This window comes from Mammaliicoccus stepanovicii (assembly GCF_002902525.1).
Lineage (GTDB): Bacteria > Bacillota > Bacilli > Staphylococcales > Staphylococcaceae > Mammaliicoccus > Mammaliicoccus stepanovicii.
This window is the reverse complement of record NZ_PPQZ01000106.1, coordinates 32,931-47,223: the sequence shown is the minus strand read 5'-3', so window position 1 is coordinate 47,223 and position 14,293 is coordinate 32,931. Positions and strand designations below refer to the sequence as shown.

At 31.9% G+C, this 14,293-nt stretch carries 13 protein-coding genes and 1 other annotated feature; all 13 genes read right to left on the bottom strand.

Going from position 1 to position 14,293, the window contains the following annotated elements; all coding sequences use genetic code 11:
* Positions 1-10: 10 nt before the first annotated feature.
* Complete coding sequence (gene udk, locus CD111_RS11205; protein WP_095087665.1) at positions 11-634, bottom strand: uridine kinase; 624 nt, start codon at positions 632-634, stop codon at positions 11-13.
* On the bottom strand, positions 634-1,902 hold the full coding sequence (locus CD111_RS11200; RefSeq protein WP_095087664.1) for a peptidase U32 family protein: 1,269 nt from the start codon (positions 1,900-1,902) through the stop codon (positions 634-636). The genes udk and CD111_RS11200 overlap by 1 nt, the downstream gene beginning before the upstream one ends.
* Positions 1,903-1,925: 23 nt before the next feature.
* Positions 1,926-2,849, bottom strand: a complete 924-nt coding sequence (locus tag CD111_RS11195; RefSeq protein ID WP_095087663.1) for a peptidase U32 family protein — start codon at positions 2,847-2,849, stop codon at positions 1,926-1,928.
* A complete protein-coding gene (locus tag CD111_RS11190) occupies positions 2,842-3,489 on the bottom strand; it encodes an O-methyltransferase (RefSeq protein WP_095087661.1) in 648 nt (215 codons plus the stop codon). Before CD111_RS11190 ends, CD111_RS11195 begins: the two co-directional genes overlap by 8 nt.
* Positions 3,490-3,680: 191 nt before the next feature.
* Entirely contained in the window at positions 3,681-4,796 is a 1,116-nt protein-coding gene (gene mltG, locus CD111_RS11185; protein WP_095087660.1) for an endolytic transglycosylase MltG, read from the bottom strand.
* Positions 4,797-4,874: 78 nt separating this feature from the next.
* Positions 4,875-5,180 (bottom strand): DUF1292 domain-containing protein, encoded by a 306-nt coding sequence (locus CD111_RS11180; protein WP_095087658.1) that lies wholly within the window; start codon positions 5,178-5,180, stop codon positions 4,875-4,877.
* Positions 5,181-5,195: 15 nt separating this feature from the next.
* The gene (ruvX, locus tag CD111_RS11175; RefSeq protein WP_095087657.1) at positions 5,196-5,627 is read right to left on the bottom strand and encodes a Holliday junction resolvase RuvX; all 432 of its coding nucleotides are present in this window, start codon (positions 5,625-5,627) and stop codon (positions 5,196-5,198) included.
* Positions 5,614-5,889: an IreB family regulatory phosphoprotein gene (locus tag CD111_RS11170; RefSeq protein ID WP_095087655.1), complete on the bottom strand. Its 276-nt coding sequence runs from the start codon at positions 5,887-5,889 to the stop codon at positions 5,614-5,616. Before CD111_RS11170 ends, ruvX begins: the two co-directional genes overlap by 14 nt.
* A 67-nt stretch (positions 5,890-5,956) precedes the next feature.
* Positions 5,957-8,587, bottom strand: coding sequence for an alanine--tRNA ligase (gene alaS, locus CD111_RS11165; RefSeq protein ID WP_095087654.1), 2,631 nt, complete (start codon positions 8,585-8,587; stop codon positions 5,957-5,959).
* A 46-nt stretch (positions 8,588-8,633) separates the two neighbouring features.
* Positions 8,634-8,804: a binding site (T-box leader), on the bottom strand.
* A 34-nt stretch (positions 8,805-8,838) separates the two neighbouring features.
* Positions 8,839-11,226 (bottom strand): SF1B family DNA helicase RecD2, encoded by a 2,388-nt coding sequence (gene recD2, locus CD111_RS11160; protein WP_095087652.1) that lies wholly within the window; start codon positions 11,224-11,226, stop codon positions 8,839-8,841.
* 2 nt (positions 11,227-11,228) lie between these two features.
* Entirely contained in the window at positions 11,229-11,894 is a 666-nt protein-coding gene (locus tag CD111_RS11155; protein ID WP_095087650.1) for a tetratricopeptide repeat protein, read from the bottom strand.
* 119 nt (positions 11,895-12,013) lie between these two features.
* The gene (gene mnmA / locus CD111_RS11150) at positions 12,014-13,123 is read right to left on the bottom strand and encodes a tRNA 2-thiouridine(34) synthase MnmA (protein ID WP_095087649.1); all 1,110 of its coding nucleotides are present in this window, start codon (positions 13,121-13,123) and stop codon (positions 12,014-12,016) included.
* Complete coding sequence (locus CD111_RS11145) at positions 13,116-14,264, bottom strand: cysteine desulfurase family protein (protein WP_095087648.1); 1,149 nt, start codon at positions 14,262-14,264, stop codon at positions 13,116-13,118. Before CD111_RS11145 ends, mnmA begins: the two co-directional genes overlap by 8 nt.
* Positions 14,265-14,293: the final 29 nt, after the last annotated feature.

Below are 14,293 nucleotides of genomic sequence, written 5' to 3'. Positions count from 1 at the left end.
CTTTGTGTTTTTAAATATTTTTAACTAATGATTGAATCTTAGTTGTCATGATATCAATTGCAACTTTATTGCTACCACCTTCAGGGATAATGATATCAGCATATTTCTTCGTTGGTTCAATAAACTGAATATGCATTGGTCTAACAACTGATAGGTATTGATCTATTACTGATTCCATTGTACGTCCTCTATCTTTAATATCTCTAGTCATACGACGTAAAATTCGTAAATCAGCATCAGTATCAACATAAATCTTAACATCCATCAATTCTCTTAAATCTGCATTTTCTAAAGCGAATATACCTTCTAGTATAATAACATCTTTAGGTTCAAACCTGATTGTCTTATCACTTCTCGTATGATTTGAGTAGTCATAAGTTGGAACTTCTATAGCACGACCTTCTTTAATGTTCTTTAAGTCCTGCTTTAATCTTTCATTATCGAAAGCAAATGGATGATCATAATTAGTCTTTAAACGATCTTCAAATGACATATGTGATTGATCTTTATAATAGTAATCCTGCTCTATTAAAGCTACACTATATCCATCTAAGTTTTTCATAATTTCTGATGTTACAGAAGTTTTACCTGAACCAGATCCCCCTGCAATACCTATAATTGTTGTTTTCCCCATCAAACTAATCCCTTTCTCATCATATTATTTGGATAAATCGGGTGATCCACTTTTATTTGGATTATTTGAAGTGGATGTCTAGCTGCATCTAATTCCTCACCATTTTCATCATAAATTTTATCTATGACTTGTGTGAAATTATCAATTTCTGGTCCAAAAAATTCAATTTCTTGACCGGGTTTAAAATGATTTCTCTGTTGAATTGTTGCAATTTTTGATTCTGCGTCATAGTCTAACACTAATCCACAAAAATCAAAAGGTGTTTTTTTATTTGATTCACTCCCAAACATTTGTTCTTCAAATTGAGGTACACCTTCGAAGAATGCAGGAGCTGTGTCTCTATTTGCACATTTGTCCAACTCTATTAACCAATTGGGGTCTATTTTGAAGTTTTCAGGGTCATTTGCATAACTATCTATTACTTTTCTATAAACTGAAACGACAGTTGCAATGTAGTGCATAGATTTCATTCTACCTTCAATTTTTAATGAATCAATACCAATGTCCATCATTTTAGGTATAGATTCGATTAATTTCAAGTCTTTTGGGCTCATTGCAAATGGTGTAACTTCATTTTCTTCGAAATATGGTTGTAAATCTCCATCTTCTTCTACTGAAATCAAATCATAATCCCATCTACAACTTTGACAACAGCCACCTCTATTTGAATCCCTTGCTGTCATATGATTACTCAATGTACATCTACCTGAATAGGCTATACACATTGCACCATGGATGAACGTTTCAATTTCAATATCTACTTTCTCTTTCATTTCAAGCATTTCTTCAGCACTTGTTTCTCTTGCTAAAACAACTCTTTCTAATCCTTCTTCTTTCCAATATTGTACAGCACGATAGTTTGATAACGATTGTTGTGTACTTAAATGGATTTCTAAATTAGGTGCAACTCGTTTACATGTTTCTATAATTAATGGATCTGCTACGATAATACCATGCGCACCAGTTTCATTTAAGTTCGATAAATATTCTTCTAAACCGGGGATATTTTCATCGTGAGCAAATATATTAGTTGTAACATAAATTTTTGCACCGTATTTTTTCGCAAATTGCACACCTTCTGCTATTTCATCCATTGTGAAATTATCAGCATTAGACCTCAATCCATATTCTTGTCCACCTAAGAATACTGCATCCGCACCATAATGGACAGCAATTTTAAGTTTTTCTAAATTACCTGCAGGTGCTAGAAGTTCAGGTTTTTTTACTTTCGTTTTCTGACTAGATCTACTAGGCTCTAAAACTTTCATATTAATCATTCCTTTAATTTAACTTAATAAACTGTCTGTTTAAATAAGAACCCTTGATCCATAGGTCGATGATCTTGTTGAATATCTTCAATTGGTTCAAGTAACATAAATTTTTCATCTTCATAAAGTTCTGGGTCTTCATTATATAAGTCAATAGCTTGTCTATATTGTTCTGTCGCGACATTTATATATGCTTCTGATTGTAAGACACCGTCAATTTTAAAACTATCAATATTAGCTTCAAATAATTCTTCTAAATCTTCAATTAAGCAAATGTCATTTGGACTCATAATATGTGTACCATTATAATCTTCATAAATTGGATATTTATTACTTCTTTCTTCATCAAATAGTAACATATCTTTGTTTTCTTTTCTGTTTTCAATCTTCATTACTTTATCTTGATACATAAAGTAATTACCGAGTAATTGTCGTTTTGATTGGAACATGCATGTCATACCATGAACTTGAACTTCAATTTCAACATTGCTTCGTTCCTTAATCTCTATAACCTCTTCAATACTCAATTCTCTTGCTAGAACTGCACGTGAAGATCCTCTATCACCCCAATAATTACACTGGAAATGATTCGTTACAATTGTTTCTGCATTCCAATGTAACGGAATAGGATTCTTATATTTTTTCATTGCCATAACAACAGCAGGATCACCAAAAATAATTCTATCTGCCTTAAGTTCGTGTAACAGGTCAATATAATTTTCTAAATCATCAATATGTTCATTGTGGAATATACCATTTACTGCAACATATGCTTTTTTGTCGTGTTGATGTATCAACTTAATTGCTTCTCTTAATTCTGGCTCTTTAAATTCTCCTGCTAACCTTAAACCGAACTTTTCTTCACCAATTACAAATGCATCAGCACCAAGTTTAATTAAAGTTTCAATATGCTCTACTGATTTAGGTGTAACCAATAATTCAGTCATCTTTTCTTCCCCTTTTTGAAATAGCCATGCCATCCCCAATATTAATAATCGTTGTTTCATAATTGGGATGGTTCATTAACCATTCATTATAGCTTTTTATTTTTTTAATCATCTGTCTAATATTTCTACTTCTAACGATTTCTATATTACTAACAAATCCATGATACAAAACATTATCCGTTAGTATAATACCGCCTTCATTTAAAAAAGGCTCATATAATTCGAAAAATTTTTGAGATTGAGCTTTAGCCGCATCAATAAAAATCATATCGAATTTCATATTCTCAGGTATACGTTCGAATGCATCTTTTGCATCAGATAATATAACCTTTATTTGATCTTCAAAATGATAATGTTTAATATTTTTGACGGCTTGGTGATACATTTCTTCATTTCTTTCAATTGTGTAAACATTTATATTTGAATTACATGATGCAAAATGCATCGAACTATAACCAATTGCAGTCCCAATTTCTAGAATATTTTGTGCATTATGGATTCTTATCATCTGTTTAACAAATTCTGTAGATATTTTATCCATAATTGGTACTTTATTTTGGTCTGCATAAGTTCTTAACTCATCAATTTCTGAAGAATTTTGAAATAGCAATTGTTCAATGTACGCTATATCTTTTTCCATGTTCAACTTCCTTACACTTCATTATAATAAAAAATCCAACTAGACCTATGACTAGTTAGTAAGATAAACAATGTATTTTATTTAATTTTATAAACATTAGATATTTTAACATATATTTAAAGAAATAGTAAGTGAAAATTCAAAACAAGAACGTCCTACTGATTAAGATTGAACGCTCTTGTTTTGAATGATTAATTTTCTCTATTTTTTTCTTGTTCTTTTAAAGTGTCAGCAAATATGATTTTACCACTTTTACTATGCGTATAATAATAATAGTCTGTATCAGGTGGATTGATTGTGATTCTAGCCGTTTCTTCTGAAATATTACAAATTGGCCCAATCGGTAACCCTTTATGCACATAAGTATTGTATTTAGAATCATCTTTGTAATCATGCTCAGAGAGATTCTCATTTGGTTCCTTATTAAGTGCATATTTGACTGATTTATCAGAGTTTAAAGCACTTTGTGGATTATTCTCAATTCTATTAATAATCAATGAAACATATCTTGATTTGTCGGTCACATTCATCATTTCAGACTCTACTAGTGAAGATAATGACAAAAATTCATGAAATGAAATTTCTTCTTCTTGGTAATTTCTAGTAAGTTTGAAAGCACCATTATTTTTATAAATATTATAAGTAGTGTCATATGTTTCTTTCAACATTGTTTCAACAATTTCATCAATTGAAACATCTTTTTTTGAAAATTGATATTTACCAGCAGCTAAATAACCTTCTAATGGATATCTAATACCTTGTTGCATCACTTCATCTGTAATCATTTTAGGATATTTTTTTTGAATTTGTTTAATATAACTTCTATCTTTCATTTTTTTCAAGAATTCTTCTCTAGTAATGGATGTTTCTTCTTCAATTGTTCCTGCAATCAATTCAATTGAAGATTCTGCTTTTATTTCAATTTGTAATGCTGTTTTTAAGTACACTTTTCCTGATTCTAAACTTATTGCAATGTCTTTAGGTGACATTGATGGTGAAAATTTATATTCACCTGCTTGAAAACTAGAAATATTATTCAATTTTAAATAATATTTAAAAATTGTAGCATTTCGGATAATGTTTTTCTTTGATAATTCCTCACTAATTGTTTCAGTGTTGGAACCAGGTTCAACCTGAACAATGATTTGTTCATTACTGTCTTGATTTACGGGTCTATTGTTAATCCCTATAACTATAATACCGATAACAAATAGTAATAAAAATAATAACAAGAGGATGACTACGATCGTTAAACTAATATACTTAGATAACAGCCTTGCATCTTTATAAATACTATTGTTTCCCATTTCTAACTCCTTATGTAAATTAAATACCCCTAATGATTATATCACATTAGGGGTAAAGTGTACTATTACATATATGAATTAAATGTCATCAATTTCAGTGTTTACGATTTCTTCAATCATATCCCACTCTTCATCTGTTTCGACTGGAAGTAATTTTCCGCCTTCTCCATCATCATTAGCTTCGTTGATCATAGGAATTAATTCAATTTCCTCATCTTCATCTGCGCCTTCTTCTGCTAATATAATGTATTCTTTTTTAAAGCCAGGATGATAGAATTCTAATACTTTACGGTATAAAACCTCATTATTGTTTTCATCAATTAGCGTTAATAGTTCTTCTTCATTGTTAATTTCTAAATGTCCTTCGTTGTTATGTTCAGTCATTATTCATTCTCCTCATTATTGTTTTATAGAATCTAAATAGCCTTGCAATATAAATACAGCAGCCATTTTATCTATTACTTTTTTTCTTTTTTTGCGAGAAACATCTGCCTCTAATAAAGAGCGTTCTGCTCCTACAGTACTTAGTCTCTCATCCCACATAATTAATTTCAAATCTGGACGCTCGTGTGCCAATACATCTTTAAAATGAATGGATGCATCTCCTCTTGGTCCAATAGAATTATTCATGTTCTTAGGTAATCCAATAATGACAGTATCGACATTATATTCATCTATAATTTTAATTAATGCTTCTAGTCCAAATTCTTCTTGTTCTTCGTTAATACGGAGTGTGTCTATTCCTTGAGCTGTCCAACCCATTGCATCACTAACTGCTACACCAATCGTTTTACTTCCAACGTCTAAACCTATTATTCTATTTGTTAGCATTGAAATCTTTTTCTTGCTGTAAATAGTGGGATACCAATTCTTCCATAATATCATCTCTATCCAAGCGTCTTATTTGGTTTCTTGCTTCGTTATGTCTAGGTATATATGCTGGATCTCCAGAAAGCAAATAACCTACAATTTGGTTTACAGGATTATAGCCTCTTTCTTCTAAAGTGCGGTAAACATTTTGAAGTACGGTCTTGACATCTTCATTAGGAAAATCATCATAATTAAATTTCATCGTTTTATCAAAATTATTCATCTTTATTTACACTCCCTAACTCCATTAACTTAGTATTAATTATATCATATTCTATTCTTAGTTGTAATTACAGCGTTTTAATATAGTCTTTAACAAATTGTAACGCTTCTGTTACTTTAGAAGGATCCGTTCCGCCACCTTGGGCCATATCCGGACGACCTCCACCTTTACCATTTGTTATTTGTGCTGCTTCTTTAATTAAGTCTCCGGCTTTAACTTTATCTGTGAGTTCTTTTGGAACAGAAGATACGAGTGACACTTTTTCACCATTAATACTTGCTAAAAATAATACAGTATCTTGTAATCTAGATTTGTAGTCATCCATAATTGTTCTAAGCACTTTTGGATTTTCCGCTTCTACAAGTATTGACAATACTTTAACACCGTTTATTTCTTCTATGCTATCTTCAATATTACCTGATTTCAGTTCAGTAATTGTTTTATTTTTTTGTTGTAGCTCTTTTTCTAATGCTTTGTTTTGTTGTTGTATTTGCTCAATTTTTTCTATTGTTTTGTCTTGTTCTTTAACTTTGACTTGTTGCATAACGTCTTTAAGAACTGTTTCAGTTTCTTTTAATGTTTCATATGCTTTCTTACCTGTTACTGCTTCAATTCTACGTACACCTGCACCAGTACCTGATTCGGATTCGATTTTGAACAAGCCAATTTCGCCCGTATTGTTAACATGGATTCCACCACATAATTCAATCGAGAATGGTGACATATCTACTACTCTAACAACATCTCCATATTTTTCACCAAATAATGCCATTGCGCCTTTTTGTTTAGCTGCTTCTATTGGCATTTCTTCAATATTTACTGAAATATTATCCCAAATCTTCTCATTAACTATTCTTTCTACTCGTTCTATTTCTTCAGCAGTTACTTGACCAAAATGAGAGAAATCAAATCTAAGTCGATCTGGTTCTACTAACGATCCTGCTTGATTCACATGACTGCCTAATACTTCTTTAAGCGCTGCATGTAATAAATGTGTAGCAGAATGATTTTTGATAATAGATTTACGATTATTTCTATTCACACATGCATCTACTGTTTCACCTATATGAACATGACCAAAAGTAACAGTACCTGTGTGTAAGTTTTGACCGTTTGGTGCTTTTATTACTTCAGTAACTTCAATTTCAAACTGATCATGTTTAATAACACCTTGGTCCGCTACTTGTCCACCGGATACAGCATAAAACGGTGTTTCTCTTAATATAAACTGTATTAAGTCTCCACTTTCAGCTTCTTCTGATATTTCACCATTCAAAATAATATCTGTTATTTCTGTTTGTGTTTCAGTATTGTCATACCCAATAAATTTACTTGGCGTTGTCAGTTTACCTAGTACTTCATTTTGTACTTGCATAGATTGTGTTTTTTGACGTGCCATTCTAGCTCGATTTCGTTGTTGTTGCATTTCTGTTTCGAAACCGTCTGTGTCGATTGCAATACCTTCTTGTGCTGTAATTTCTTCTGTTAACTCTATTGGGAATCCATAAGTATCATATAATTTAAATGCATCTGATCCTGATAGTATATTGTTATTTTGTTTTGCAGTTGTCATCATTGTATTTAGAATTGTCAAACCTTCTTCAAGTGTTTCATGGAATCTCTCTTCTTCTGATTTAACGACTTTCTTAATGAAATCACTTTGCTCTTTTACTTCTGGATAGTAAGGCTCCATAATATCAGCGACAACATCTACTAATTTATATAAAAATGGTTCGTTAATATTTAACGATTGGCTAAATCGTACTGCTCTACGTAATAATCTTCTTAGGACATAACCTCTACCTTCATTTGCAGGTAAAGCGCCATCTCCAATTGCAAAACTTATCGTTCTTATATGGTCTGCAATAACTTTAAATGCAGTATCTTGCTCTTTCGAATCTAAATATTTTAAACCACTCACTAATTCTACTTGTTCGATGATTGGAATAAACAAATCAGTATCGTAATTTGTTGGCACATCTTGTGAAATAGATGTCATACGTTCAAGACCTAAGCCAGTATCTATATTTTGATTTGGCAATGGTGTATACGTATGATCAGCATTGTGGTTAAACTCACTGAATACTAAATTCCACACTTCTAAATAACGTTCGTTTTCTCCACCCGGATACATTTCTTCTGCTGGATCATCTTGACCATATGATTCTCCTCTATCGTAGAATAATTCTGTATTTGGTCCTGAAGGTCCTTCACCAATATCCCAGAAGTTTCCTTCGATACGAATAATTCTACTTTCTTCAAGTCCAATTACGTCTCTCCATAATTCATATGCTTCTGTATCTTCAGGATGAACAGTGACATATAATTTTTCTGGTTCCATACCCATCCATCGATCACTCGTTAAAAATTCCCAAGCATATTCAATAGCTTCACGTTTAAAGTAATCTCCTATTGAGAAGTTACCTAACATTTCAAAGAATGTATGGTGACGAGCAGTAAAACCAACATTTTCAATATCATTTGTTCTAATCGCTTTTTGTGCATTTACAATTTTAGGATTGTTAGGAACTTCTCTCCCATCAAAATATTTCTTTAATGTTGCAACACCTGAATTAATCCATAATAATGTGTCATCATCTATTGGTACTAATGGTGCTGAAGGTTCAACCATATGCCCTTTTTCAACGAAGAAATCAATATACATCTGTCTAATTTCACTAGCTTTTAACTTTTTCATAAAAGTCACTCCTTAAATAAAATAAAATAAAATACGCCCGCCCCAAAAAAGGGACGAACGTATCGCGGTACCACCCTAGTTATGACAATAGTCATCACTTTAAGTTTATTTAATTAAAGTTAAGAAGTAGCGTTCAATACATAATGTCATGTTTTTCACCAACCAACATGTCTCTTTAATCATTATTTTATTTACTCATCTTCTTAATTTCTATTCTACTTGATTATAATCACTCAATTTTTAGATGTCAATTAATTCATAAAGTCATAAGGTGTTTTATTTTGCATATTAATCATTGGATCTACTTCAAACATATTATCTTCTGTTAAGATAATGTTTTTAGTGATATGAGCCTCATCCTTTGCATCTCCATCATTATCCTCATAATTAAAATACATTTTTAATTTAGTATCAAATGAAGTCATTCTTCCGTGGCCTAATGTTGTAATCCCTTGATTAAAAGCTTGTTCTTCACCACAAACGACTAGAGATTGTTTAGCTCTTGTTAATCCTGTATACAGGATATTCTTTTGGAGCATTCTAAAATATTGTTTTACAATCGGCATAATAACGATTGGAAACTCAGAACCTTGAGATTTATGAATAGAACAACAATAAGCATGAGTGATTTCTGATAAATCTTGTTTCGTATATGTTATTTCATTACCTTCATAATCAACGATGACAACATCTTTACCAAGTGCATTCTCTTCTGCTTTGTATACACCCGTTACGATACCAATATCTCCATTAAATACATTGTCATCAGGTCTATTTATGAGTTGCAGCACTTTATCTTTCTCTCTATATTCAATATCTCCATAAGCTAAATATCTTGTTTCTTCATCTTTAGGGTTTAAAATATCTTGCAAAATCAAGTTTAAATTATTTATACCTGCTTGACCTCTATATATGGGTGCCAAAACTTGTATGTCTTGCATATTGTAACCTTTATTTACTGCGCCTTGAACAACTTTTTCGACAACTGTACCAATTTGATTCGTCGTACAACTTATGAAAGAACGATCATGATGCTTTTCATTTATCGAAACTGGCATGCCATTCTTTATTTTGTGCGCTAAATCTATGATTGATGAACCTTCTTGTTGTCTATATACTTCAGTTAAATTTACTCTCGGTATAACTTTTGAGTCTATTAAATCCTTGAAAATTTGTCCAGGACCAACAGAAGGTAGCTGATCTTCATCACCAACAAAAATAATTTGCGCATAATCAGGAACTGCTCTTAAAAATTGGTACATGAGCCATGTATCAACCATCGACATTTCATCCAATATAATTAAGTGTGCATGAATATCATTGTCTAGTACGTCATCCGGTTGTGTATCTTTACTCCAACCAATTAATCGGTGGATTGTCATTGCCTCAAGTCCTGTAGATTCACTTAAACGTTTTGCGGCTCGACCAGTAGGCGCAGCCAATACAACAGGAAAATCAGTACCTTCTTGATAGTCATCATAATCTAAGCTGACACCATGAATTTCTGAATACAATTCACATATTCCTCTAATAACCGTTGTCTTACCTGTACCTGGTCCACCTGTTAAAAGCATCATCTTATTATTTATAGCTGTTTCTAGTGCTGCCTTTTGACCTTCTGCATACGATACTTCATTCATATCTTCTATTTGACCAATATGAAGTTGTAAATCGCTTTTTTCAATCGTCTTTAATTCATCTTGATGTTGATAAAGTCTATGAATGATTTGAACACTCTTCGCTTCTGAATAATATAATGAAGGAAGGAAACAATTGTTGTCTTCGATAATAATACGTTTCTCTTCGTTCATTTCTATGATAGATTCATTGATTTGGTCTTTCGTTACCACTTCAGGCTGATTATGATTTAATAAGTCATATGCACCATTACATAAAATATCAATAGGTAAATAAGTATGACCATTTTGCAGAGATTGTTGATCTAAATAATAACTGATACCTGCAACTATTCTCGCTTTATGGTCTTTCATTATACCCACTTGTTCAGCAATCTGATCTGCTTTTTGAAAACCAATTCCATTCACATCCATAACTAAACGATATGGCGTCTCTTGAATAACATTTATCGTTTCTTCCTTATATACTTGATAAATGGACATCGCTAACTTAGGTCCAAAACCCAAATCATTTAACTTAATCATGATTCTCTCTATGGCTTGATTTTCTCTTATAGATTCGGCGATTGTATCACGCTTTTGTTTGTTAAGTTTAGGTATTTCTCTTAACACATCAGGATCTTCTATTATTTTATTTAGCGCATCTTCTCCAAGTTTGTTCACGATTGTTTCAGCTGTTTTTTTACCTATACCTTTAAATAAGTCACTCGATAGATAATGTATGACGCCTTGCTTCGTCTGCGGTAATTCTTTTTCAAATGTTTGTGCTTGTAGCTGTTTTCCGTATTTGGAATGTTCGATAACTTTACCTTTAAATAGATAAGTTTCTCCTTCAACTATTTGTGGAAGATAGCCAACAATTGAGACTTCTTGGTCAAAATCTTCATTTGAATCCGACACATCTACTTTTACAACGGTATAATAATTATCGCTATTTTGAAATAAGATTCTAATCACTTCACCTTTGACATGTGAGAGATCAAATAAAGATAAATTTTCCAATGTTAGCCCTCCTCAATTAATTGTTCGAACATCTTTATTGCATGACCACTCAACAAATGATCTGGTTGAATTTCTACAGCTTTTTCAAAATAATTCAATGCTTCCTTTGGATCTTCGTTGAGCATATATTTAGCTAAACCTAAATTATAAAGTGCATCAACATGTTGTGAATCATGTGTTAATACAATTTCAAGTTGTTTAATAGCTTCTTCGAACATTTCTAATTGGCAAAGCGTTAAACCATATTGAAAACCTATTTCTACATCTTCCGGATTCAATTCACTTGCTCTCATAACAAATGGTAAAGCCTCAGTATGCGCGCCTAATTCATTGAAACACATACCTAGCATAAAGTTAGTATCTGCATCATTTAAGCCTTTTTGAATTGCTATTTGATAAAGTTTAACCGCTTCTTCAAATCTTTGCTCATTGTAATATAAATTTGCTAAAGAATAATAAGCACCACCATGATCTTCGTTAACTGTGATTGCTTTTTGGAAAAACTTTTCTGCACGTTCTGTTTCATTTGCTTCAGATAAAATTGTTCCAGCATTTATATAATTCGTAACCTCATTTGGGTCTTCTTCGATATTTTCAAATAATAAACTTAAAGCTTGATCGAATTTTTTACTTTCGATTAATTCTAGGATTTTTTTCTCATTATGCATAACGTAACTCCTTTATATTTCATCTCATATAATTATAGCAAAAAATAACATTACAGAACATATGTAAAAATCATAGAGAGCCTAGGACTATACATACACGTCCTAGGCTCTCAATTAATTTATACCATGTAATCTAATTGTTTTTCAGTTTTGTATACTTCGTCAATTGTAGCCCCACCTAAACAAACTTCACCATCATATAATACAACCGCTTGGCCAGGTGTTATTGCTCTAACTGGTTCATCAAATATAACTTTAATTTGATTATTTGAAATTTTTTCTACTTTTACTTTAGTATCTTTTTGTCTATATCTAAATTTTGCAGTACAAGATATAGGTTGGTCAAAATCAATTTCATTTACAAATGATATATCTGAAGCAATTAAATAATCGCTATATAGTGCCTCATGATGAAATCCTTGTTCAACATATAATATGTTATCTTTTAAATTTTTACCAACTACAAACCATGGATCACCGTCTCCACCAATTCCTAAACCATGTCTTTGTCCAATCGTATAGTACATAAGTCCAGAATGTTCACCCATGTCTACACCATCTAATGTTTGCATTTTACCATTTTGAGCAGGTAAATACTGTGATAAGAATGTCTTAAAGTTTTTCTCACCAATAAAGCAAATCCCAGTAGAATCTTTCTTTTTAGCTGTAGCTAAATTTTGTTCTTCTGCAATTTTTCTTACTTCGCTTTTTTCTAATTCACCTATTGGAAACATGACTTTTGATAATTGGTCTTTTGTAAGTTGATTTAAGAAATAAGTTTGATCCTTATTATTATCTACACCTCTTAACATTTCTACCGAATTACCGTCACGTTTAACTCTTGCGTAATGTCCGGTTGCTACGTAATCAGCACCTAACTTCAATGCATGATTCAAAAATGCTTTGAATTTTATTTCTTTATTACACATAACATCTGGATTTGGTGTACGTCCTTTTTTATATTCGTCTAAGAAATAAGTGAATACTTTATCCCAGTATTCTTTTTCAAAATTAACAGCATAATATGGTATGTCAAGTTGATTACAAACTTCAATAACATCATTATAATCTTCAGTTGCCGTACATACGCCAAATTCGTCTGTATCGTCCCAGTTTTTCATAAATATTCCTATTACATCATAGCCTTGCTCTTTTAATATATGAGCTGTAACAGAACTATCTACTCCCCCACTCATGCCAACGACAACGCGGGTTGATTGATTATTCATTTTCTTCCTCCTTGAATTGTTGATATATTTTCGTAATTGTCGCAATCATATATTGAACTTCTTCTTCTGTTGTCACAGCGTTAAAGCTAAATCTTATTGATTGTTTTATTCTATTATCTTTACCAAACATCGCTTCCAATACGTGAGAAGGTAATGTTGAGCCTGCAGTACATGCTGAACCGCTTGAAACGTAAATGTCAGACATATCTAATAAAGTTAACATTGTTTCTACTTCTATGAATGGAAAATATAGATTCGTAATATGGCCAGTTGTATTGACCATGCTTCCATTTAATTCAAATGGTATGGCGTTTTCTTCTAGTCCAACTAAGAATTGTTCCTTTAATTTCATCAAATGAATATTATTTTGATCCATATGCTCATACGTATCTTTAAGTGCAGTAGCCATTCCACAAATATAAGGAACATTCTCAGTTCCAGCTCTACGTTTTAATTCTTGTTCTCCACCATGTATATAAGGCATAAATTGCGTACCTTGTTTAACGAGCAATGCACCTATCCCTTTTGGGCCACCAAATTTATGAGCAGTGATACTTAGCATATCTACAGGTAATTCTTTAAATTCAATCTTCATGTGACCAATAGCTTGCACTGCATCAACATGAAACATAACATCTTTATCTTCAAGTAATTCAGCTATTTCAAATAAAGGTTGTACAGTGCCAACTTCATTATTTACAAGCATTATTGAAACTAAAGTTGTTTCATTCGTTAGCGCATGTTTCAATTCTTCTAAATCAATGATTCCTTCATGATTTACATTTAAGTAAGTAACATTAAATCCTTCATGTTCAAGTTCCTCAAATACGTTTAGAACAGAATGATGTTCTATACGACTTGTAATAATATGCTTACCTTTGCTCTTGTTCATTCTAGCAACACTTTTAATTGCTGTATTATTGGCCTCTGTAGCACCACTCGTAAATATAACTTCGTTAACATTCGCACCTAATATAGTAGCTATTTCTCTACGTGACTGATCTAAATATTTACGACCATCTCTACCGATACTATGAATAGATGACGGATTACCGTAATGATTCGTCAATATTTCCGTTATTCGTTCAGTTACAATTGGTTTGACAGGTGTCGTGGCTGCGTAATCTGCATATACTTTCATCTTGAACGTCCCTTCTTAGTTTTCAATGT

Coding starts and splice junctions, on each gene's coding strand:
- udk (WP_095087665.1), bottom strand. CDS start 634: ATGGGGAAAACAACAATTATAGGTATTGCAGGGGGATCTGGTTCAGGT.
- CD111_RS11200 (WP_095087664.1), bottom strand. CDS start 1,902: ATGAAAGTTTTAGAGCCTAGTAGATCTAGTCAGAAAACGAAAGTAAAA.
- CD111_RS11195 (WP_095087663.1), bottom strand. CDS start 2,849: ATGACTGAATTATTGGTTACACCTAAATCAGTAGAGCATATTGAAACT.
- CD111_RS11190 (WP_095087661.1), bottom strand. CDS start 3,489: ATGGAAAAAGATATAGCGTACATTGAACAATTGCTATTTCAAAATTCT.
- mltG (WP_095087660.1), bottom strand. CDS start 4,796: ATGGGAAACAATAGTATTTATAAAGATGCAAGGCTGTTATCTAAGTAT.
- CD111_RS11180 (WP_095087658.1), bottom strand. CDS start 5,180: ATGACTGAACATAACAACGAAGGACATTTAGAAATTAACAATGAAGAA.
- ruvX (WP_095087657.1), bottom strand. CDS start 5,627: ATGCTAACAAATAGAATAATAGGTTTAGACGTTGGAAGTAAAACGATT.
- CD111_RS11170 (WP_095087655.1), bottom strand. CDS start 5,889: ATGAATAATTTTGATAAAACGATGAAATTTAATTATGATGATTTTCCT.
- alaS (WP_095087654.1), bottom strand. CDS start 8,587: ATGAAAAAGTTAAAAGCTAGTGAAATTAGACAGATGTATATTGATTTC.
- CD111_RS11155 (WP_095087650.1), bottom strand. CDS start 11,894: ATGCATAATGAGAAAAAAATCCTAGAATTAATCGAAAGTAAAAAATTC.
- mnmA (WP_095087649.1), bottom strand. CDS start 13,123: ATGAATAATCAATCAACCCGCGTTGTCGTTGGCATGAGTGGGGGAGTA.
- CD111_RS11145 (WP_095087648.1), bottom strand. CDS start 14,264: ATGAAAGTATATGCAGATTACGCAGCCACGACACCTGTCAAACCAATT.